The organism is Oceaniglobus sp. K40-3 (genome assembly GCF_055808395.1).
The window spans coordinates 2,327,978-2,348,984 of the sequence record NZ_CM147868.1; the positions used below are offsets into that span (position 1 = coordinate 2,327,978).

At 60.2% G+C, this 21,007-nt stretch carries 19 protein-coding genes, 1 other RNA gene and 2 pseudogenes; 14 read left to right on the forward strand and 8 right to left on the reverse strand.

Features of this window, described 5'->3' with window-relative positions:
* Positions 1-68: 68 nt before the first annotated feature.
* A complete protein-coding gene (locus AC0L7P_RS12115) occupies positions 69-437 on the reverse strand; it encodes a VOC family protein (RefSeq protein ID WP_473433001.1) in 369 nt (122 codons plus the stop codon).
* 160 nt (positions 438-597) lie between these two features.
* Between AC0L7P_RS12115 and AC0L7P_RS12120 the strand changes: the two are divergent.
* The 12 genes and pseudogenes from AC0L7P_RS12120 to AC0L7P_RS12175 all read left to right on the forward strand — a co-directional run bounded on the left by AC0L7P_RS12120 (position 598) and on the right by AC0L7P_RS12175 (position 9,821).
* Positions 598-1,642, forward strand: a pseudogene (locus AC0L7P_RS12120) (ABC transporter substrate-binding protein).
* A gap of 498 nt (positions 1,643-2,140) precedes the next feature.
* Positions 2,141-2,488: a hypothetical protein gene (locus AC0L7P_RS12125; protein ID WP_473433002.1), complete on the forward strand. Its 348-nt coding sequence runs from the start codon at positions 2,141-2,143 to the stop codon at positions 2,486-2,488.
* Positions 2,485-4,059, forward strand: coding sequence for a pilus assembly protein TadG-related protein (locus AC0L7P_RS12130; RefSeq protein WP_473433003.1), 1,575 nt, complete (start codon positions 2,485-2,487; stop codon positions 4,057-4,059). The genes AC0L7P_RS12125 and AC0L7P_RS12130 overlap by 4 nt, the downstream gene beginning before the upstream one ends.
* 33 nt (positions 4,060-4,092) lie before the next feature.
* Positions 4,093-4,446: a transfer-messenger RNA gene (gene ssrA / locus AC0L7P_RS12135) on the forward strand.
* Positions 4,447-4,547: 101 nt separating this feature from the next.
* Complete coding sequence (locus AC0L7P_RS12140) at positions 4,548-4,973, forward strand: ester cyclase (RefSeq protein ID WP_473433004.1); 426 nt, start codon at positions 4,548-4,550, stop codon at positions 4,971-4,973.
* 188 nt (positions 4,974-5,161) lie between these two features.
* Positions 5,162-5,632, forward strand: coding sequence for an SspB family protein (locus AC0L7P_RS12145; RefSeq protein WP_473435453.1), 471 nt, complete (start codon positions 5,162-5,164; stop codon positions 5,630-5,632).
* Positions 5,633-5,656: 24 nt separating this feature from the next.
* Positions 5,657-6,247 (forward strand): class I SAM-dependent methyltransferase, encoded by a 591-nt coding sequence (locus AC0L7P_RS12150; RefSeq protein WP_473433005.1) that lies wholly within the window; start codon positions 5,657-5,659, stop codon positions 6,245-6,247.
* A gap of 58 nt (positions 6,248-6,305) precedes the next feature.
* Positions 6,306-7,697 (forward strand): class II fumarate hydratase, encoded by a 1,392-nt coding sequence (gene fumC / locus AC0L7P_RS12155; RefSeq protein ID WP_473433006.1) that lies wholly within the window; start codon positions 6,306-6,308, stop codon positions 7,695-7,697.
* Between the two features lie 13 nt (positions 7,698-7,710).
* On the forward strand, positions 7,711-7,872 hold the full coding sequence (locus tag AC0L7P_RS12160; RefSeq protein WP_473435454.1) for a DUF4169 family protein: 162 nt from the start codon (positions 7,711-7,713) through the stop codon (positions 7,870-7,872).
* Complete coding sequence (locus AC0L7P_RS12165) at positions 7,873-8,103, forward strand: ribbon-helix-helix domain-containing protein (protein WP_473433007.1); 231 nt, start codon at positions 7,873-7,875, stop codon at positions 8,101-8,103. It begins immediately after the preceding gene.
* A gap of 138 nt (positions 8,104-8,241) precedes the next feature.
* On the forward strand, positions 8,242-8,958 hold the full coding sequence (locus AC0L7P_RS12170; protein ID WP_473433008.1) for an RlmE family RNA methyltransferase: 717 nt from the start codon (positions 8,242-8,244) through the stop codon (positions 8,956-8,958).
* A 371-nt stretch (positions 8,959-9,329) separates the two neighbouring features.
* Positions 9,330-9,821, forward strand: coding sequence for a hypothetical protein (locus AC0L7P_RS12175; protein WP_473433009.1), 492 nt, complete (start codon positions 9,330-9,332; stop codon positions 9,819-9,821).
* Between the two features lie 30 nt (positions 9,822-9,851).
* On the opposite strand, the gene AC0L7P_RS12180 is transcribed toward AC0L7P_RS12175, so the two are convergent.
* Positions 9,852-11,660 carry an ABC-F family ATP-binding cassette domain-containing protein gene (locus AC0L7P_RS12180; protein WP_473433010.1) on the reverse strand — a complete coding sequence of 603 codons (1,809 nt, stop codon included), beginning with the start codon at positions 11,658-11,660 and terminating at the stop codon, positions 9,852-9,854.
* A gap of 140 nt (positions 11,661-11,800) precedes the next feature.
* A pseudogene (locus AC0L7P_RS12185) lies at positions 11,801-12,674 on the reverse strand (NAD(P)-dependent oxidoreductase).
* 71 nt (positions 12,675-12,745) lie between these two features.
* Between AC0L7P_RS12185 and AC0L7P_RS12190 the strand changes: the two are divergent.
* Positions 12,746-15,205, forward strand: a complete 2,460-nt coding sequence (locus tag AC0L7P_RS12190) for a penicillin acylase family protein (protein ID WP_473433011.1) — start codon at positions 12,746-12,748, stop codon at positions 15,203-15,205.
* 13 nt (positions 15,206-15,218) lie between these two features.
* Here the strand turns inward: AC0L7P_RS12190 and AC0L7P_RS12195 are convergent, their stop codons facing one another.
* Positions 15,219-15,668 (reverse strand): hypothetical protein, encoded by a 450-nt coding sequence (locus tag AC0L7P_RS12195; RefSeq protein ID WP_473433012.1) that lies wholly within the window; start codon positions 15,666-15,668, stop codon positions 15,219-15,221.
* Positions 15,669-15,760: 92 nt separating this feature from the next.
* The gene (locus AC0L7P_RS12200) at positions 15,761-17,278 is read right to left on the reverse strand and encodes a helicase HerA-like domain-containing protein (RefSeq protein ID WP_473433013.1); all 1,518 of its coding nucleotides are present in this window, start codon (positions 17,276-17,278) and stop codon (positions 15,761-15,763) included.
* Between the two features lie 415 nt (positions 17,279-17,693).
* On the opposite strand from AC0L7P_RS12200, the gene AC0L7P_RS12205 reads away from it, so the two are divergent.
* Entirely contained in the window at positions 17,694-18,344 is a 651-nt protein-coding gene (locus AC0L7P_RS12205; protein WP_473433014.1) for an invasion associated locus B family protein, read from the forward strand.
* Positions 18,345-18,406: 62 nt separating this feature from the next.
* Here the strand turns inward: AC0L7P_RS12205 and AC0L7P_RS12210 are convergent, their stop codons facing one another.
* The 3 genes from AC0L7P_RS12210 to lpxD are packed head-to-tail and all read right to left on the reverse strand — an operon-like array spanning position 18,407 to position 21,006.
* Positions 18,407-19,615: a beta-ketoacyl-[acyl-carrier-protein] synthase family protein gene (locus AC0L7P_RS12210; RefSeq protein WP_473433015.1), complete on the reverse strand. Its 1,209-nt coding sequence runs from the start codon at positions 19,613-19,615 to the stop codon at positions 18,407-18,409.
* On the reverse strand, positions 19,612-19,881 hold the full coding sequence (locus tag AC0L7P_RS12215) for an acyl carrier protein (RefSeq protein WP_473433016.1): 270 nt from the start codon (positions 19,879-19,881) through the stop codon (positions 19,612-19,614). The genes AC0L7P_RS12210 and AC0L7P_RS12215 overlap by 4 nt, the downstream gene beginning before the upstream one ends.
* A gap of 36 nt (positions 19,882-19,917) precedes the next feature.
* Positions 19,918-21,006, reverse strand: a complete 1,089-nt coding sequence (gene lpxD, locus AC0L7P_RS12220; protein ID WP_473433017.1) for a UDP-3-O-(3-hydroxymyristoyl)glucosamine N-acyltransferase — start codon at positions 21,004-21,006, stop codon at positions 19,918-19,920.
* Between the last annotated feature and the right edge of the window lies 1 nt (position 21,007).

A 21,007-nucleotide genomic window follows, 5' to 3' on the forward strand; every position in this document is an offset into this window, starting at 1 on the left:
GTCACATCACGCAAGATGGTTGGCGCATATTTCTGAAACCACCGTTTGTTGAACGCGAACGCCCCCCATCACACATGCTGATCCAGCAATATCGCGTTGCCGTCGGGGTCGCGCAGCATCAGGTTTCCGGGGCCGTCATTGCCGCTGACCGGTTGCACCGGTTCGATTCCGGCGGCGCGCAGGCGGGCCTGAAGGCTGCGGATGTCCTCATACTCCGGCTTTTTGCCGCCCGCATCGTCCCACCCCGGATTGAATGTGAGCATGTTGCCCTCGAACATTCCCTTGAACAGGCCCAGCGTGCAGCCGCCGTTGCGCAGAATCAGCCAGCCCTGCGCCGCCTCACCGCCCACCACCCGAAACCCCAGCTTTTCGTAAAACCCCTCTGACACCGCAAGATCGCTTACGGACAGGCTGATCGAAAATGCACCAAGATCCATCTGACACCTTCCTTTCGCGCGCCATTCTAGCGCAAATCCCCCGGTCCCGGCCAGCCGCGTAAAAACCGCGCCGCATGCCTGTGAATTCACCTTGTCGCGCGCCACAGCGCCCCCTAACGTCATGCCGGTATCAGCCATATTTTCCACTGGAGGAAAGCCTATGACCAAACCGACCTTTCTGCTCACCGCCAGCGCTTTTGCGGTCATGGCCGGGGCCGCCATGGCCCAGGACAGCGACCTTTTGGTGTTTGATTACCCCGGCTTCGAAGACCCCGCATTCCATTCAACCTATGTGGAAAAGAACGGCGCATCCCCCACCTTTGCGTTTTTCGGGGACGAAGAGGAAGCGTTTCAGAAACTGCGTTCCGGGTTCAAGGCAGACGTCAGCCATGTCTGCGCCGGGTCCGTGACCAAATGGGTCGAATCCGGGATTCTTGAGCCGTGGGACACCGCGCGCATCCCGGCCTTTGACGATCTTGACGCCAACCTGACCGGCAAAGACGTGGCCGCCAGCACCGACACCTATTTCATTCCCACAGATTTCGGATCAACCGGCATTGCCTATAACACCGATGAAGTGCCGGCCGAAGATGTCGCCTCGCTCGATGTGTTCAAGAACCCGAAATACAGCCAGCGGATGACCCTGCCCGATAACGTCGATGATTCCTATGCGGCTCGCGTATCTGGCGACCGGCACCACCGATTGGACCAACGCCACGGATGAGCAGTTCAACGCCGCCAGCGACTGGCTGCGCGAGGTGCATGGCAATCTGCGCACCTATTGGACCGACCCGGCCGAACTTGCTCAACTTATGGCCACCGGTGAGGTTCTCGTCGCCTGGGCCTGGAATGAAACCCTGCCCACCATGGCCGAGGAAGGGTTTCCCATCGGGTTTCAGCGTGAGGCGACTGAGGGTTCCTCGCTGTGGCTGTGCGGTTACGTGAACCTGAAAGACGGTCAGGGATCCGAGGACAAGGCCTATGACTACATCAATGCGATGCTTGATCCGTCCTCGACCAAGGCATTGCTGGACGCCGGATATGGCCATTCAAATGCCACGGCGATGCAGAGCTTTGGCGACGAAGCCCTGACCGCCGTTGGCCTTGGGCAGATCGACGCCCCGGTACTGGCGCAACTGCCCATGTCCAACGAACTGCGCGAAAAGCAATCCGAGACCTTTGAGAAAATCAAGGCCGGGTTCTGAATCCATTCCCATACAAATGAATTGGCGCCTATGCGTTGGCGCCAATTTTATTGCAAAAAATCGACTTTAATTTCAGATCGTTATACCACAAATGATTTTTCCTGAATTTTATCGGGAATCATTAAAAGTTAATTCCCACTGAAACAGGCTTTTTTGCAGGCACCCCGCCAGGGTCGCCCAAAGTGTTAACGGTGCCGAATTTAAAATATTAAGTTGTTTTCGGCGAATTGTCCGTTTTTTCCGACCAAAGCATGCCACAATCATGGCCAGACTGTGTCACTGTGTGAAACGGCGGCCCGTATTCCGCCCTAATTCAGCCTCACTCCTCGCCCCCAATTACAACCAAGCGGTGAGTAGATCTGCCGCGGCCCACAGCCTAGGGAAGAGTGACCCATGTTCTGCTTTTTAACCAGGAATCCGCGAATCCGTCGTTTCATCCACCAGCAAGATGGCAATATATCAGTAGAATTTGCGATTCTGCTGCCGGGCATCTTTCTTGTGTGCCTGACGATCGCCGCCATCTGCATGTATTTTGCCACTCTCAGCGATGTTCAACAGCTTGCCTCTGACATGACACGATTGTCGCTCACCTATGTCGACCGCGCCATCCCACTCGATGAAATCTGTTCGACCCTGAAATCAGACCTGATGCCACGCCTTGCAGAAGGATTGCCATTCGTATCCCCTGACCGCGTAAGCAATGTGGCCTGCCAAAGCGCGGATGCCGGGCGCTCAATTGCGGTAATCGTTCAATACGACCTGACCCAAACTCTGGCAAACCGTCTGGGCAGCCTTGTCGGGTTTTCGATTTCCAACCTGTCCGGCTCGGCGGAGATGGTCCTGTGAGCGGCGGGCGCAGTATCCGCGATGCCCTTCGTGCATTGGTCGTCAAGGAAAACGGTGGCCTGAGTGTTTTCACACTTGTCATGCTGCCGGCAATTTTCATGGCAATTGGCGTAGCAATAGATCTGACCAGTTTGAATGCCCAGAAACGCCATGTGCAAGCCCAGGCCGATCTGGCCGCCCTGACCGCAATCCGAAAATTCGATACCGCCCCAATTTCCCGTCAGGCGGCCAGGGATACCAACGCGCGTCCGGGGATATGGCCGTTTCCGGTGTTGCCCCTGCCTGACTCTCGCATTGTGTTTGGACAGCTTTCCGCCGATCATCATTTTGCCCCCGCGACCGATCAAGGGCTGCTGGACGGGATGAATGCGGTGCGTGTGACCGCCACCTCGCGCCCGCATTTCTTTGTCCTCGGGGCCTTCCTGCCCGAAGATCAGCTCATGATCGCGCGTTCGGCCACCGCAGCGTTGAAACCGCGGGTCAGCTTTGCCCTGTCGAACTGCCTGCTGAGCCTCAATCTGTTCCGCGATATGTTGCGCCCGGTTCTTGGCGCCGGGTTGGATGTGCTGTGTTCGGGGCATGGGGTGCGCCTGCGCGGGTTCGAATTCCTCGGCGCCGTGGCGGCAAATGCCGACATTCTCGAACCCGGGCATACCACCTATGGTGATATTCTCGACGCCGAGATCGATGCTTCGACAATCATGGGCACGGCTCTGGGGCGCACGGTGTCGGGCACCCTTGGTGATGTCCGGCTTGGTGATCTGATCTATGTCGACAAGGCATTGCGCCAAACTGTCGTCGGTTCCCCCATTCACGAGGTCGATCTTTCCGTGGCCGATGTCGTGTTCGGATCGGCCGAAATACTGGGCGAGCGGGTGATCGACCTGCACCTGGGCGTTGATCTCGGCCCCCTTGCCGGAGCAGATGTCACCTTTCAGGTGTCCGACCCACGGCAGGTCGTTCTTGGGGCCGTCCCCGGCGACCCAAAGGCCGTGGCCCGAACCTCGCAGATCAGGCTGCACGTCAACGGTGTGCGTCTGGCCGGGCTGGTTGAACTGAACCTCACAATCGACGTGGCGAATGCGGCGGCCCATCTGGCAGCCGGCGGTGTCCCTTGCAGCAACGCCCCCGATCAGGCCGTCGCCGTCTTTTCCCCGGTCGAGGCTGACCTTCTTCAGGTCACGATCGGTGCCCGCCTCCTTGGCCTGTCCCTTGGCAGCAGTACCGACGATATGGACAGCGATGGATACCGGTACGAACCGGTACGCCGCAGCGTGTCATTCAGCTATGATGATTACATCAATGGCACGGGGCGCACGTTTGGCCCGACAACGCCGGGTCTTACTGCGTCCCTGCACGAAGATCTGCGCAGGCTGATCGTGGGTCTCGTCACCGACATATTGCCCGTTGGCGGTCGCTTGCTGGGCGGCGTGCTCGGGGCGGCCAGTGGCATCGTGGGCCTGATCACCACACCGGTGGATCAACTTTTGGTCGACCTGCTCGATCTCAAACTGGCCGAAGCCCGCCTTGATCTGCTCAAGATTGACTGCTCGGCCCGCTTGGCCCTTTGATCCGCTGACCCTGGCAGGTGAAAACGCCAATGAATGCTTGAAATCGGCGGGCGATGTGCCTATCTCTGATCCTGTCGGGGTAACCCGACTATGGTGATAAACGCGCAGGTAATAAGCGGATTGGACCCGGGGGCGGTACCCGGCGGCTCCACCAAAACTTCCCTTATTGGGGGAATATGGGGCCGAAACAGGATCGACAAACGTCTAAAGCTGTAGCTTTTACTCGGTGAGCTACCACCGATATCGGTGCATATAGTATAGTTGCCAATAACAACCATGCTCCGGTCGCAGTCGCAGCGTAAGCTGTCACTGTTACCAAATCTTAAGCCCTTACGCCTAGCCGCGTAAGGCGGGGTTCGCAGGCACCTGGCAACAGAAGCCTGCACTTTCCCCATCAGACTGGCAGTTTTCATTTTCGGTCCGGCTTTACGGATTTTCAAGGATTGCGCCCTAAAACGGGTTCGAACACTCCTGTTGAAAGCCATCCAATGACGAACGCCGAAATCCTGCACGACTTCCTTGAACGCGTCTGGTTGACCGCTGACATGGACGTTGTCGATGAAATCTTTGCGCCGAATGCAGGGGCCGAGGGCCTGATGCCCGACCTGAAACTCACGCCCGAAGATTTCAAGACCATGGTAATGGCGGTGCTGAATATGGTTACCATCCCCGAAATCACGATCGTCAAAACCCTGTCCGATGATGATTGGGTGTCGGTGATGACCCGGGTGCGCGCCGAATCACAGATCAACACCGCCATCGTCACAGCGACCGGCCAGATCATGGCGCGGTTTGAAAATGGCAAGATCGTCGAGGTCTATAACCACTTCGATTTCCTCGGCCTGTTCCAACAGCTTGGCCTCATCCCGCAAGAGGCGGTGATGCTTTGCCTGTCCGGGGAATCGTTGTCATGATCGCGTTTGTTCCGGCATTTTCCAGCCAAATCTCGATCCGCATCCGTTAACCCGCTTCATGGGCGCCCATTGTCCGTTCTGCGGTGCAGGCCCTGCCCCAGCGTCAACGTGATTGCGAAAAGCGTCGGCACGGTCTTTTCATCACCCCGGAATCCACTATGGTGACCAAACAAAACCGGGGGCAGTTGATGTCGCGAAAGATCGACTATGGAAACCTGATGCATCGCGCCATGCGCGGTCTGATTCAGGAGGTGCTGAACGATGTGGCCCAGCATGGCCTGCCGGGCGAGCATCACTTTTTCATCACCTTCGATACCATGCACCCCGACGTTGAAATCGCCGATTGGCTCTCTGATCGCTATCCCGATGAAATGACCGTGGTGATCCAGCATTGGTATGACGGGCTTGATGTTACCGACGAAGGTTTCTCGATCACCCTGAACTTTGGGGAAAACCCCGAGCCACTCTATATTCCATATGATGCGATCCGCACCTTCGTTGATCCGTCAGTCGAATTCGGACTGCGTTTCGAAACCCAGACTCGCGACGATGAGGGCGACAATGATTCGGATGAGGAAGCGGCAGCGCCCGAAGACGACAGCGCCTCTGAACCCTCAAACGCCGACGTTGTCAGTCTCGACAGCTTTCGAAAACACTAGGGCGCGTTAAATGGTTCCCCGAACATGAGCACGCCTCCCTCCGAGCTTGCCTTGTTTCGGCGTCGCTTGCTCAGCAATCCCCGGCAAATGTCGGCCATCGCCCCGTCATCCCGTCATCTGGCTGCCGCCATGGCCACCGGTTTCGGCCCGGCCAGCGGTCGGGTTGTCGAATTTGGCCCCGGCACCGGCAGTATTTCACGCGCCCTGTTGCGCGCAGGTCTGCCGCCCGAATGCCTCACCCTGTTCGAACTCGATTCCGAACTGGCCGCCTATCTGAAAACCTGCCTGCCCCCGGGCGTGACCATCCATAACGCACCGGCGCAACAGGCCACGGAGTTGCTCGGAAACGACAAGGCCGATGGCGTGATCTCGGGCCTGCCCCTGTTGTCGATGCCCAGTGCCGTCTGCCACGATATAGTCAGCGCGGCCTTCAACATTCTGGCCCCCGATGCCCCCTATGTGCAATTCACCTATGGCCCGCGCCCGCCCCTGCCTGCGGAAACCATCGCCGCTTTGGGATTGCGGATCGAAAAGGGGCGCCGCATCCTGCGCAACCTGCCCCCCGCCCGGATCTATCGTTTTCGCCGATGCGAGCGCCAACAAAGCGGGACGTGAATTGCCTTTCGCCAGCGCCCCCCTAAAACCGCAGCAATCCCACATGCCGGAGGCCGCAATGACCAACACACGCACAGAAACCGACAGCTTTGGCCCTCTCGAGGTGCCCACAGATAAATACTGGGGCGCCCAGACCCAGCGTTCGCTGATGAATTTCCCGATCGGTTGGGAAAAACAGCCCGTCGCCATCGTGCGTGCCCTTGGCGTGATCAAACAGGCCTGCGCCATGGCCAACAAAGAGGCGGGCGCGCTTGATGCCACCAAGGCCGACGCGATCATCACCGCAGCATCCGAAGTCGCCGCTGGTAAATTCGACGACAATTTCCCGCTGGTCGTCTGGCAGACCGGCTCGGGCACCCAAAGCAACATGAACGCGAACGAGGTCATCGCCAACCGCGCCATCGAAATCCTCGGCGGCACCATCGGCAGCAAAGATCCGGTGCATCCGAACGACCACTGCAACATGGGGCAATCCTCCAACGATACCTTCCCGACCGCGATGCATATCGCCGTTGCCACCACCGCGCGCGATGTCACCTTGCCGGGGCTGGAAAAGCTCCATGCAGCATTACAGGCCAAGGTCGAAGAATTCGACGGAATCATCAAAATCGGCCGCACCCACACTATGGATGCCACTCCGCTGACGCTGGCACAGGAATTTTCCGGCTATACCCATCAGGTCGCCATGGCGATCAAACGGGTCAAGGCGGCCCTGCCCCATATCAGTGAACTCGCCCAGGGCGGCACCGCCGTCGGAACCGGGCTGAACACCCGCAAGGGGTGGGCGGAAACGGTTGCCGCAAACATGGCCGAAATCACCGGCCTGCCCTTCGTCACCGCCCCCAACAAATTTGAGGCTCTGGCCGCCCACGACGCCTTGGTGGAAATGTCGGGCGCGCTCAAAACCGTCGCCGCGTCCCTGTTCAAGATCGCGAACGACATCCGCTTTCTCGGCTCTGGCCCACGTTGTGGATTGGGTGAACTGATGCTCCCCGAGAACGAACCCGGCAGTTCCATCATGCCCGGCAAGGTGAACCCCACGCAATGCGAGGCGCTCACACAGGTCTGCGCCCATGTGTTCGGCAACGACGCAGCAGTGGGGTTTGCCGGATCGCAAGGACATTTCGAACTGAACGTCTATAAACCCATGATGGCCTATAACATTTTGCAGTCCATGCAGCTTTTGGGCGACGCAAGCGCCACGTTTACCGATAATTGCGTCGTCGGAATCACCGCCAATAGCGATAACATCACCCGTATCATGAACGAATCCCTGATGCTTGTCACCGCTCTCGCCCCGACCATCGGTTATGATAACGCGACCAAGGTTGCCAAAACGGCCCACAAAAACGGCACCACCCTGAAAGAAGAGGCAATTGCACTCGGGTTTGTAGATGCCGAGACCTTCGATGCAGTGGTGCGCCCGGAACAGATGATCGGCCCGAAATGACCCCCCGATCAACCTGACCCGCGCCCGCAAGGACCGCGCCCGCAGCGAAAAGCGGGCCGAAGCCGACGCCAATGCCGTAAAACACGGACGCACCAAGGCCGAAAGGATCCTCGACGCGACCCGCAACGCCCACGCAGCGCGCGTACTTGACCAACATCATCTCGAAGACGAATGAATGAACGACCGTCCGCGCAAACACTCGCTCACCCTGCGCGGACACCGCACCTCGGTTTCGCTGGAAGATGATTTCTGGAACGGGTTTCGCGCGCTGGCCGCCCGGCAAAACCGCCCTCTCAACGATCTCGCTGCCGAAATCGACGGGGCACGTGACACAGAAACCGGCCTGGCCACAGCGATCCGCCTTTTCGTTTACCGGGCGGTGCGTGATGGTGAGGGCGGAATTTGAGTATTTTTATCAGTAAAAAATACCCGCTTTTTACTGAAAGAAATACTCCCGCCGGAGGCATCCGACAATGCGATTGCGCACCCCATGGCCCCCGTCGCGCCAACGCATTATAAAGGCGTGAACCAAAGGATCACAGCTATGGCCAAACCTCCCGGCAAGAAAAGCATCTCAGGGCGCGGACAACGTGATCTGACCATCAAGGTGAAAAGCGCCCGGGGGCGCAAGCTGTCATCGACTCTCTGGTTACAACGGCAATTGAACGATCCCTATGTCAAAAAGGCTCAGGCCATGGGCTATCGGGGGCGGGCCGCGTTCAAGATTCTGGAGTTGGACGACAAGTATCGTTTTCTCGTGCCCGGCGCGCGGGTCGTTGATCTGGGCTGTGCCCCCGGGGGCTGGTGCCAGGTCGCGGCACGGCGGGTCAACGCCCTGGGCGACAAGCCGGGCAAGGCGGTGGGCAAAATCGTCGCGATTGATCTTCAGGAGGTTGAGCCGATCGCCGGCTGCGACATTCACGTTCTGGATTTCCTCGAAGACGGCGCCGATGATCAGGTCAAAGGGTGGCTCGATGGCCCGGCCGATGTGGTGATGTCAGACATGGCTGCCTCAAGTTCGGGCCACAAACAGACCGACCATTTGCGCATCATGGCCCTGTGCGAGGCTGCGGCATATTTTGCTTTTGATGTGCTGACTCCCGGGGGCACATTTGTGGCCAAGGTATTGGCCGGTGGTGCGGAGCATGAGCTGCAACAGATACTGAAACAGAAGTTTACCAAGGTCGCCAACGTCAAACCACCGGCCTCCCGGTCGGACAGCTCCGAAAAATTCGTAGTGGCCAGTGGCTTTCGTGGCTAGCGTCCACTCACCCGAGCATTAAACCCTGTTTCAGAATGGTTTTTCCCTGCCCGCCACGCCTGTGATTTCTGAAACATTTGCGCCGCCGGGGCCATTTCCGCCGCAACAAAAACGCCCTGTGTGATCGGCGGGCGCGCCTTGGCGCCTTGTTTTACGGGCATACGGATGTGCCGCGTATTCCGTCGCGCGCGCCGCGTTTTGTGATGTGCGCCCGCGCACATGTGCCCCTCTCATTTCAACCCTACCGTTCGCCATCGCGCGACGCCATCTACCCCTCACAGCAGGCGGACAACAGCACGACACGCTCCGCCGCGAGAGACACAAACCAAAGGCAGGGCCGCGGCCCGCCACCTATGTAAAGGACCAAGACCATGAAACTGAACGCATTTATTGCCGCTATCGCCGTTGCCGCCGCCTCTGCCGCTGCTATCCCTGCCGCTGCCCAAAGCCTCTCTGCCGGTGAAATCCAACTGTCCCACTCGGTCGGCGTCGTTCCCGGCACATTGACCACCGCGCAGCTGGTGCAACTGGATCAGGCACAGCGCGAAGGCGGCGCCACCGGCAACGCCAAGGCCGCATTCATCCTCGCGTCGGCCGGGGCCGAGCGGGTTTCGACCTCGGGGAGCGCGGCCAGCGACACCAACCGCGCCATCCTGCTTGATCGGGCACAGCACGAAAACAACGATTTCCTGATCACCCAATTGTCCAAGCCCGCATCCAACCCCACCGCATCGGATCGCGACAGCCTGGCGCCCGGCAAGGTGCAACTCGCCGCGTCGCTCAACGTGAACCCGGCCGATTACACCACCGCAGAACTGGTATCCCTGCAAACCGCCCGCTTCTTTGCTGATGAGGCAAAGTAAGGGGATTTATTGAACTTGAAAGGCGGCGTTTCAGGACGCCGCCTTTTCCTCAAGACTCAGCCACTCATCTTCGGCTTCGGCCAGTTTGCCCTGCCGTGCCACCAAAGCCTCGGTCGCCTTGTTGAATTTCACCGGCTCGCGCGTGAACAGATCAGCGTCCATCAACAGTTCTTCAAGTTTGACGATCTCGGCCTCTAGCCGGGCAATTTCATCCGGCAACGCCTTGAGCCGGTGACGTTCGGTAAACGACAGGCCGTCAGGTTCGGTCGGCTTGGCCGCCGCAACCGGAGCCGCCGCCCGCTTGGCGACAGGGGCCGGTTCGGCCATTCGCGCGCCACGTTGAGTTTGGTAATCGCTCCAGCCACCGGCATAGGTGGTGGCGCGGCCATCACCCTCCATCGCGACGGTGGTGTCGGCCACGCGATCCAGAAAATCCCGGTCATGCGACACCAACAGCACCGTGCCATCGTAATCGCCCAGCAGATCCTGCAACAGGTCCAGGGTTTCCACATCCAGATCGTTGGTGGGTTCATCCAGCACCAGAACATTGCTTTCCCGCGCCATGATCCGCGCCAGCAAAAGCCGCGCCTTTTCACCGCCGGAAAGAGAGCGGACAGGCGCGCGGGCCTGAGCCTCGGAGAACAGGAAATCCTTGAGGTATCCGACCACATGACGCGGCGCACCGCGCACCATTACCTGATCTGCCTTGCCCGAAACGCCGATGGCCGGATCGCCGGTCAAGTTTTCCCAGAGCGATTTTTCCGGCTCCAACTGGGCGCGGTTCTGGTCGAACACCGCCAGTTCCAGATTGGTGCCGCTCTGCACCTCGCCGGTGTCCGGTTCGATCTCGCCAATCAACATTTTCAGCAGGGTCGTCTTGCCCACGCCGTTCGGTCCGACAAAGGCAATCCGATCGCCCCGCTGCACCCTCAGATCGAAGGGCGCAAGGATCACCTTTCCGTCGTATGTCTTTGAAATACCGCGCGCTTCCATCACCCGCTTGCCGCTGGTCGGCCCCGCCTCAAGCGCCATGGCCGCCGTGCCCTGCCGTCTGATCTGTTCGCTGCGTTGCTTGCGCAATTCACCCAAGGCGCGCACCCGGCCCTGATTGCGCTTGCGCCGGGCTGAAATGCCTTCAACCGCCCAGCGGGCCTCGGCCTTGATCTTGCGATTCAGCTTATGGCGCTGCATGTCTTCTTCGTCCCAGACCGCGTCGCGCCATCCCTCAAAGGCATCGAACCCCTTTTCCTGACGGCGCACCTGCCCACGGTCGATCCACAGGGTCGCGCGGGTCAGGGCGTTCAGAAAGGCGCGGTCGTGGCTGATCAGGACAAACGCGGCGCGGGTGGATGAAAGTTCATCCTCAAGCCATTGAATTGCCTGAATATCCAGATGGTTCGTCGGCTCATCCAACAGCATCAGCCCCGGCGCCTCGGCCAGGAGTTTGGCCAATGCCGCGCGGCGCCGTTCGCCCCCCGAGGCGACCGAAACCGCGCGCGACGGGTCAAATTTCAACCCTTCGGCCACCATTTCAACGCGGTACGCCTCGCCGTCGTCCAGTGCGCTGGCCGCATAATCGCCCAAGGTGGCAAAGCCCACCATCCCGGGGTCCTGCTCCATATATCCTACGCCGACGCCCGGCCTGACCACACGGTCGCCGGAATCCGGTTCAACCAGACCGGCCATCACCTTCATCAGGGTGGATTTTCCCGATCCGTTTCGCCCGACAAGGGCCACCCGGTCGCCGGGCTGAACCACCAGATCGAGGTCAGAAAACACAGGATCGCCGCCAAAGGTCAGGGCGATATCGGAGAGTTGTAAAAGAGGTGCGCGTGCCATGGCGATGCAGCTATGCTGCGTCCGGCGCAAGGTCAACGCCCTTTGCCGAATATACCATGTGCCACGGTTCGATTGGCGCGCTGCGGCCTGCCACGGGCGCCAATCAAAAATGTCGTGCGGGCGCAGCCCGCTCCGCTGGATCAGCCGATGTTTTGCAAACGCTTGAACAGGGCCGAGGTATCCCAGCGCCCGCCGCCCATCTTTTGCACGTCCTTATAAAACTGATCGACCAGCGCCGTCACCGGCAGAGAGGCGCCGTTTTCATCGGCGGTGTCCAGACAGATGCCCAGATCCTTGCGCATCCAATCCACCGCGAATCCGTGTTCGAAATGATCGTCCAGCATGGTTTCATACCGGTTGTTCATCTGCCACGATCCTGCGGCGCCCTGGCTGATCACCTCGACCACCGCGCGCCCGTCAAGACCGGCCTTTTCGGCGAAATGCAACGCCTCGGACAGGCCTTGAACCAGACCGGCAATGGCGATCTGGTTGCACATCTTGGTCATCTGCCCCGCGCCAGAGTCACCAATCCGCCGACAGATCTCGCGCATAGCAATCGATGATCGGTTCGGCCTTGGCGTAATCCTCGGCGCTGCCACCACACATAACCGACAGAACCCCGTTTTCAGCCCCCGCCTGACCGCCCGAAATCGGCGCGTCCACAAAGGCGATGCCCTTTTCGTGGGCGGCGTCGTGCAATTCGCGGGTGACTGCGGCCGAAACCGTGGTGTGATCGACAAACACCGCGCCCCTGTCCATGCCCGCGAATGCCCCATCATCGCCCAGACAGACCGCGCGCAAATCATCGTCGTTGCCCACGCAGGACATCACAAATGCGGCACCGGCCACGGCATCGCGGGGGGTTGGCGCGGCCTTGCCGCCATGGGCCTTTGCCCAATCTTCGGCCTTGCTGGCCGTGCGGTTAAAGACGGTCACGTCGTGCCCGGCCTTGGCCAGATGGCCCGCCATCGGCGCGCCCATGACGCCCAAACCTAAGAACGCTACCTTTGTCATTGCTTTCCTCCGGGTTTCAAATCGCTTACCACCTTCCTAACCATTGCCCCCCCATGGTCAACCGAGGTTTCATGTCCCTGTTCTTTCGCTGGTTGTTGCGCATTTTTGTCGGGCTCGTTGCCGTTATCCTTTTGGCTGCGTTCGTGATCTATCAATTCACCAGCCGCTCGATTCCCGATTACACCGCCACTTTCGTGGAGCCGGCCCTGTCAGCGCCGGTCGAAATCGTGCGTGATCATGCCGATGTGCCGCATATTTTCGGCGCGCAGGATGCCGATGTGTATTTCGGCCTTGGCTTTGCCCATGCGCAGGACCGCCTTTGGCAGATGACCATGCTGCGCCGCACGGCGCAGGGGCGCCTGTCTGAATTGTTCGGTGAACGGACCGTGGCGATTGATGATCTGATCCGCCGTTTCGACATTTATAACCTTGCCGTGCAATCGTTCGAGGCCCAGTCCGGCGCGACCAAGATCGCTCTGCGCGCCTATGCCGCCGGGGTAAATGCCTGGCTTGAACAGGTGAACGCGGGCGCACGGGGGCGGGGCGCGCCGGAATTTTTCCTGTTTTCGCCGCAAATCGCGCCGTGGCAGCCCGCCGACAGCCTGGCCATCATCAAACTGATGGGGCTGCAACTGTCCTCGCATCTGGAAGATGAGGTGCTGCGCGCCCGCACGTCGCTGATCCTGCCGGAAAGCCGGGTGCGTGACATCCTGCCCGATGCACCCGGAACGGGCGTGGCCGCGCTGCCGGAATATGCGTCGATGTTCCCGGATGTGCCGCGTTATGTCGCCGGTGATCCAACGCCGCCTGACCCGCTTTCACCGTTCAAGCCCCGCGCCTTTGCCGGGGCATCCAACGCCTGGGCCGCCGCGCCCGCGCGCTCGGCTTCGGGGGGGACATTGCTGGCCAACGATCCCCACCTGAGCTTTACCGCGCCGACCATCTGGTATCTGGCACGCCTTGAACTGGCATCGGGTGGGGTGATCGGGGCAACGATACCGGGAATGCCCGTGGTTCTGGCCGGGCGGTCGGCGCGGCTGGGCTGGGCGATCACCTCGGCTTATGTGGACGATCAGGATGTCTATATCGAAAAACTGAACCCCGATAATCCCGAAGAGGTGCTGACCCCGACCGGCTATGCCCCCCTGCGCACGCGCACGTCGATTCTGCGCATCAAGGATCAGCCGCCGCGCACCCTGACCCTGCGCTGGAGCGATAACGGCCCGATTTTGCCTGCCAGCCACTATGACCTTGGCACGATCACCCCGCCCGGCCATGTTGCCTCGGTCGCGTGGACGGTTCTGTCGCCTGCCGATACCTCGATGACGGCGGCAATGGAGCTGATGCACGCCGCCGACATCCACGAAGGCATTGCCGCTGGCGAGGGGTTTATCGCCCCGGCGCAAAACCTGACGCTGGTGGACAAGACCGATATCGCCATGAAAACCATCGGCGCCATGCCATCGCGCAATGAACATCACCAAAGCCTGGGGCGGATGCCAACCCCCGGCTGGATTGCCGAAAACCGCTGGCTGGGCCGCCTGCCCTATTCCGCGAACCCCGAATTCATATCCCCCAAGGGCGGCATCCTTGGCAATACCAACAACAAAACCGTGGACCGGCCCTTTCCGCTTCATGTGTCATGGGAATGGGGCGATACCCAGCGCGTTCTGCGCTGGCGCCGCCTGATGCAAAACCGCGAGGTGCATACACGGGAAAGTTTCGTCGAGGCGCAGCTTGATACGGTCAGCCCCACGGCGCGCGCCCTGCTGCCATTGGTGGCGGCCGATCTGTGGTTTACCGGCGAACCGGCCCCCGATGGCACGCCGGAACGGCTGCGCCAACGCGCGCTGGATCTGTTGGCGGGCTGGAACGGCGAGATGAACGAACATCTGCCCGAACCGTTGATCTATGCCGCCTGGATGCGCGCCTTGCAGGAACGGCTGATCCGCGATGAAATGGGCCCACTGGCCGAAGAATTCAACCATATCGACCCGGTGTTCATCGAACGGGTGTTTCGCAATACCGATGGTGCGGCGGTGTGGTGTGATGTGTTGCAATCGGCCCCGATCGAGACCTGTCAGGATATCGCGCGCCAATCACTGGATGCGGCGCTGATCTGGATTTCCGAACGATATGGCACGGCGCTTGAATCCCTGCGCTGGGGCGATGCCCATCAGGCAACCCACGATCACCCGGTTCTGGGCAAGACTCCGATCCTGAAATGGTTCACCAACATCCGCCAATCCACCAGTGGCGGTGACAACACCCTGCGCCGGGGCCGCACAAGTGGCACCGGCCCCGACCCGTTTTTGAATGTCCACGGGGCCGGGTATCGCGGGGTTTATGATTTTGCCGATCCTGACAGTTCGGTGTTCATCATTGCGACCGGCCAATCGGGCCACCCACTGTCACGCCATTACGACGATCTGGGCGAATTGTGGCGGCGGGGCGAATATATCCCGATGTCGCTGGACCCGGATCTGGCCCGGGCGGCGGCGGTGGGCATCACAACCCTAACCCCAAGGTGATCCGGCGGATGGCTCAGCCGCTTGCCACCTGCTCGGCCATCGCGGAAATGCCGCTGGCGTCGGGCAATCGTGCGCCGGTCTTGTGATAGGTCCATTCGACTTCGGTATAGCCCGATTCGGTAGGCGAAAATTTTGCCGGGCCACGGCGCGCACCCGCAACCGGAGCTTTGGAATAAGTCCACTCCACGGCCTTGCGCCCGGTTTTTCCGGGCGCAAGCGCATAGGTCCACTCCACCTCGGTATACCCCAGACCTATGGCATCCTTCAGGAATTCTGACCCGCTTTCCTTGCCTTTTATGTCGCCCAGTTGGATATAAAGGGCACCAAGACGCATTTCGTCACCCGTAAGTTCAGCCCCACGGTTCATCTTGTTCAATATCCGCTCGGCCACCTTTTGGGCCGTGGCAGGCGCAACTTTGTGGGCGGTCAGGAACCGGCGAAAGGCGGAAAGATATTTCAGCATGAAACCCTCATTGGAAAAATGAAAACCGGATAAAGCGGAAAGTCTGCCACGCTTTGCCCGAATCCCAAAGTCGGATTTTCCCCCCTTGCGCCTTATCGCCCCTTGAACAACGTGCCGAAAATGCCCCGGACGATCCGCCGTCCTGTGGTGCCTTTCAGCTCTTTCACCACCATTTTCGCCATTGCTTCGCCAAAGCTGTCCTCGCGTTTGGGCGCGCGGCGGGTGGTTGTGGTGCCCGGGTTGTACCGCCGGGCATTGCTGAATTCCCGTTCCTTTTCTTCCTCGGCCTGCTGCGCATCGCGCGCGGCCTTTTCCGCCCGGCGGGCCAGAATTTCAAACGCGCTGTCGCGATCCAGCCGGGTTTTGTATTTTCCTTTCAGGGGTGAGTTGGCAATCACCCCCGCGCGTTCAGCCGCGGAAATCGGCCCAAGTTGGGAGGACGGCGGGCGGATCAAGGTGCGTTCCACCATGCCCGGCACGCCTTTGCGCTCCAGGAATGACGTCACCGCCTCGCCCACGCCAACCTCGCGAATCGCCTCTTCGGTCGAAAAGGCCGGGTTGTCGCGATAGGTTTGTGCCGCCTTGCGCAAATCGCTTTGGTCGCGGGCGGTAAAGGCGCGCAGGGCGTGCTGCACGCGGTTGCCCAACTGGCCCAGCACGTCTTCGGGGACATCGGCAGGGTTTTGAGTAATGAAATACACCCCCACCCCCTTGGAGCGGATCAACCGCGCCACCTGTTCCACCTTGTCCACCAACGCCTTTGGTGCGTCGTCAAACAACAGATGCGCCTCGTCGAAAAAAAACACCAGTTTGGGTTTGTCCGGGTCGCCGACCTCGGGCAATTCTTCGAAAAGCTCGCTCAGCAGCCACAACAGGAAGGTGGCGTAAAGGCGCGGCGACGACATGAGCCGGTCCGCCGCCAGAATATTGATCCGTCCACGCCCGTCGGCATCGGTTGCCATCACATCGGCCAGATCCAGCGCCGGTTCACCGAACAATTCCGCACCGCCCTGATTTTCCAGCACCAGCAACCGGCGCTGAATCGCCCCGATCGAGGCGGTGGAGACATTGCCATAACGCAGGGACAGATCCTTGGCGTTTTCCCCGGCCCAGACCAAAAGCGCCTGAAGATCCTTGAGATCGAGCAGCGCCATGTTTTCTTCGTCTGCGACGCGAAAACAGATGTTGACGATCCCTTCCTGTGCCTCGGTCAGATCCAGAAGCCGCGAGATCAGCAAAGGCCCCATTTCGGCAATGGTGGTGCGCACCGGATGGCCCGATTTGCCGAACAGATCCCAGAATGTGACGGGAAAGGCGTTATAGGTGTAATCAGAAAACCCGATCTTGGCGGCGCGTTCCATAAAGGCATCGTGCAGCTTGAAATCGGGTGATCCGGCTTGTGCCAACCCCGAAAGATCGCCCTTCACATCCGACAGGAACACGGGAACCCCCGCTGCGGAAAACCCCTCGGCCAGAATTTGCAACGTCACCGTCTTGCCGGTGCCCGTCGCGCCCGCGATCAGACCATGACGGTTGGCATAGCCCAGCAGCAAACCCTGCGCCGTTGCATAGGCATCGCCGCCCCCGCCCACGAATATCTGTTCTGCCACCGGTTCGCCCCTTTTCATTGTGCGTTGCGTTCAAAATACAAAATTAACCATTCTGTGCCAGAGTTGATCTGTCCCCGGCGCGACAGGATCGTGTGAGGTGACAATCCTCCCTGACGGACTGGCCGCGCCCCTTTATGGCGCGGTCTTTTTTGTTGTCCAACAGGGAGTGCGGCCATCGGAAAGTTTTGAAATTTTCCCTGTTGACGGCTGCGGTCAAGTTTCATACCGTCCCAATCAATGAATAAGTCGGCCAGTCCGGCAGGGAGAGCACCATCAGAAAGGGCCTGTTTTACAGGCCCTTTTTTACGTTCCGGGGTCAGGACGTTGGCCTTTGCCTGTGCGCAAATCGCACCTGACAGCGCGCTTTGGGCGTGTTAAATCCTTGCCGGAACCGGATTTGAGTAATGGGAACAACATGTCTGATCTTTTGAAAACAATTGGCCTTGTTGCGATGGTGGCCTGGGCCCCCATGGCAATGGCCCAAACCACCGACACGCCTGCCGATGCCCCGGCAACAGAAGCGCCCGCCGCCGAAACACCTGCCGCTGATGGCGTTGATTCCAGCGGGCTTGCCCTGGGCGAAGAAGTGAGCGACGCCAACAGCGGCGGCGTTGGTTCGACCTATGTGTCCGAAACCCATGGCGATTGGGAGGTGCGGTGTGTGCGCGCCGCAGAGGGCAAAGACCCATGCCAGCTTTATCAGCTTCTGGCCGATGAACAGGGCAATTCTGTCGCTGAAATCAGCATCTTTGGCCTGCCCAAGGGCCAGCAGGCCGCGGCCGGTGCCACCGTGATCACGCCACTCGAAACCCTGCTGACCGCGCAGATGACCCTGGCCGTGGATGGCGGCAAGGCAAAACGCTATCCCTACACCTTTTGCGCGGCCACCGGCTGTTTCGCGCGGATCGGGTTCACCAATGCCGATGTGGCGGGATTCAAGGCTGGTGCCGCAGCAACACTCAGCATCGTTCCCGCTGCGGCACCCGACGAAAAGGTCAATCTGAAAGTATCCCTGAACGGGTTTACCGCCGGATATGATGCGGTGAACACGGCCAACGGCAACTGAACCACGGCCCGAGCCACGAAAAATGCCGCGCCCCAAAAGCGCGGCATTTTTTTGCCTGACGTTTATGCCCGACGCAGGGCCAGCACCGCGTTCATCCCGCCAAAGGCAAAGGCGTTGGACAACACCACATCGACCCTCGCGTCGCGGGCCTCATTGGGCACCACATCAAGGGCGCATTCCGGGTCCGGCTCTTCATAGCCGATGGTTGGGGCGATCACCCCGTCGCGCAGGGCCATGATGCAGGCCAACAGCTCCACCGCGCCGGTGCCGCCAATCAGATGACCGTGCATGGATTTGGTGGAACTGATCATCAAATCATTGGCGTGCGGCCCGAACACATCGGAAACTGCGGCGCATTCTGTCTTGTCATTGGCCGCGGTGCCGGTGCCGTGGGCGTTGATATAGCCCACCTGATCGCGGTTCACCCGCGCATCGGCCATCGCTCCGGCAATGGCCCGGGCCGCGCCCTGCTTGCTGGGCATCACGATGTCAGAGGCATCGGATGTCATGGCAAATCCGGCCACCTCGGCCAAAATCTCGGCCCCGCGCGCCCGGGCGTGTTCGTATTCCTCGAACACGAATATCCCCGCGCCTTCGCCCTGCACCATTCCGTTGCGCCCCAAGGAAAACGGCCGGCATGCATCCTTTGACATGACGCGCAGCCCCTCCCACGCCTTTACCCCGCCAAAACACAGCATGGATTCGGACCCGCCCGTCACCATCACCGGCGCCATGCCGCTGCGGATCATCATGAACGCTTGCCCCATGGCATGATTGGACGAGGCACAGGCGGTTGCCACGGTGAACGACGGCCCCATGAGGTTATAGGCCATGCTGACGTGCGATGCGGCGGCGTTGTTCATCAGCTTGGGCACAACAAAGGGATGAACCCGATTTTTGCCCTCTTCGTAAACGGCGCGGTAATTTTCATCCCAGGTCTGCACCCCGCCCCCGGCGGTGCCCAGAACAACCCCCGAGCGGGCAGCCAGATCGCCGTTAAACTCAAGGCCCGCCTGTGCAATCGCCTCGCGCGCAGCAAGAAGGGTGAACTGGGTGAACCGGTCATAAAGCGAAATCTGTTGCCGGTTGAATTCGGCCTCGGGGGTGTATCCGCGCACCTGCCCGCCGATGCGGATCGAAAGGCGTTCAACATCCCGAAAATCCAGCGGGCCGATGCCACAACGCCCCTCGGCCATGGCGGCAAGGGTTTCCGGCACCGAATGCCCCAGCGCGTTGATTGTTCCCGCGCCGGTAATGACAACCCGCTTCATCCGCCCTTCTGATCCCTGACCAACCCCTGTACGGCCGCGATAATGGCGGCAACCGACGAAATGTCAAAATCGCTTTGGCTGGGGTCATTGGCGTTGAATGGCACCTCGATATCGAAGGTTTCCTCGATGGCAAAGATCGATTCCACCAATCCGAGACTGTCGATCCCCAGATCCGCCAGGGTTTGATCCCGGCTCACATCTGATGGGTCAACAACGGCCTGTTCGGCGATGATACGGATTACGGTGTCTTCAATCGTGTCGGACATGACATCCTCCGGGGATATATTACGCCTGTGGCTGACTTAGCCACTCTGCCCGGGCTTTGAAACAGGTTTCTTGCCACCCTGTTCGCGCATCATGCGGGGCAAACGGCGGGCGGCCTTGTACATTTCCACGTGCTGATCCATCCGCACCGCCGGAAACCCCATCATAACCCGCCCGGCCGGCACATTGGACAGAATTTTGGTCCCGCCAGTGCAGATCACATCGTCACCGATGAAAATATTGTCGCTAACCCCGCTTTGACCGCCAAAGATACAGCGATCGCCCACCGTGGTGCTGCCCGCGATGCCGGTCAGCGCAGCCAAAAGACAATCGCGCCCCATGACCACATTGTGGGCCAGGTGGCACAGGTTGTCGATTTTGCACCCATCCCCGATCACCGTGTCGCGGATGGTGCCACGATCCACACAGGCGTTGGCGCCAAGTTCCACATCGTCACCGATGCGGATAGACCCCAGCGAATGAATGCGCGCCCAGCTTTGGTCAAGCAGGTCGCCCTGATCGCCCAGCGAATGGCGCGCCCGTTCAACCCCCGATGTCTGGGGCGTGACAAAGGACAGCCCGTCGGCCCCGATCACAGCCCCCGGTTGGGCGATGAACCGCGCGCCGATGCTGACCCGCGCGCCGATCCGCACGCCCGACAGGATCATGGCGTCGGCTCCGATCCGCGTGCCCGCGTCGATGCTGACATGGGATGCGATGCGCGCCCTGGTTCCGATTTCAACGTCGGCCCCGATCACCGCCAATGGCCCGATGGCCGCCCCCGCGCCGATTGTGGCGGTGGGATCAATCACCGCGCTGGGGTGAATTCCGGCATCAATGCGCGGCCCGGGATCAAGCAGCCTTGTCAAATGTGCCATGGCATAGCGGGGCCGTGGCACCACCAGGGCCGCCTCCAGCCCCAAAGCCTGCCAATCGGCCCCGGCCCACAGGATAGCCGCGCGCGCGCTGCCCTGTGCCAGACCATCTGCGTACTTCGGCTGCATCGCCAGCGCCAGGTCATCCGGCCCGGCCATCGCCGGCTCAGCCGCGCCGGTGATCAATAGGTCAAGTGCGCCAAAGGCCTCGGCCTCAAGCGCGGTTGCGATCTGTTCAATCGTGAATGCCATG

Coding starts and splice junctions, on each gene's coding strand:
- AC0L7P_RS12115 (WP_473433001.1), bottom strand. CDS start 437: ATGGATCTTGGTGCATTTTCGATCAGCCTGTCCGTAAGCGATCTTGCG.
- AC0L7P_RS12140 (WP_473433004.1), top strand. CDS start 4,548: ATGACGAACGCCGAAATCCTGCACGACTTCCTTGAACGCGTCTGGTTG.
- AC0L7P_RS12145 (WP_473435453.1), top strand. CDS start 5,162: ATGTCGCGAAAGATCGACTATGGAAACCTGATGCATCGCGCCATGCGC.
- AC0L7P_RS12150 (WP_473433005.1), top strand. CDS start 5,657: ATGAGCACGCCTCCCTCCGAGCTTGCCTTGTTTCGGCGTCGCTTGCTC.
- fumC (WP_473433006.1), top strand. CDS start 6,306: ATGACCAACACACGCACAGAAACCGACAGCTTTGGCCCTCTCGAGGTG.
- AC0L7P_RS12165 (WP_473433007.1), top strand. CDS start 7,873: ATGAACGACCGTCCGCGCAAACACTCGCTCACCCTGCGCGGACACCGC.
- AC0L7P_RS12170 (WP_473433008.1), top strand. CDS start 8,242: ATGGCCAAACCTCCCGGCAAGAAAAGCATCTCAGGGCGCGGACAACGT.
- AC0L7P_RS12175 (WP_473433009.1), top strand. CDS start 9,330: ATGAAACTGAACGCATTTATTGCCGCTATCGCCGTTGCCGCCGCCTCT.
- AC0L7P_RS12180 (WP_473433010.1), bottom strand. CDS start 11,660: ATGGCACGCGCACCTCTTTTACAACTCTCCGATATCGCCCTGACCTTT.
- AC0L7P_RS12190 (WP_473433011.1), top strand. CDS start 12,746: ATGTCCCTGTTCTTTCGCTGGTTGTTGCGCATTTTTGTCGGGCTCGTT.
- AC0L7P_RS12195 (WP_473433012.1), bottom strand. CDS start 15,668: ATGCTGAAATATCTTTCCGCCTTTCGCCGGTTCCTGACCGCCCACAAA.
- AC0L7P_RS12205 (WP_473433014.1), top strand. CDS start 17,694: ATGTCTGATCTTTTGAAAACAATTGGCCTTGTTGCGATGGTGGCCTGG.
- AC0L7P_RS12210 (WP_473433015.1), bottom strand. CDS start 19,615: ATGAAGCGGGTTGTCATTACCGGCGCGGGAACAATCAACGCGCTGGGG.
- AC0L7P_RS12215 (WP_473433016.1), bottom strand. CDS start 19,881: ATGTCCGACACGATTGAAGACACCGTAATCCGTATCATCGCCGAACAG.
- lpxD (WP_473433017.1), bottom strand. CDS start 21,006: ATGGCATTCACGATTGAACAGATCGCAACCGCGCTTGAGGCCGAGGCC.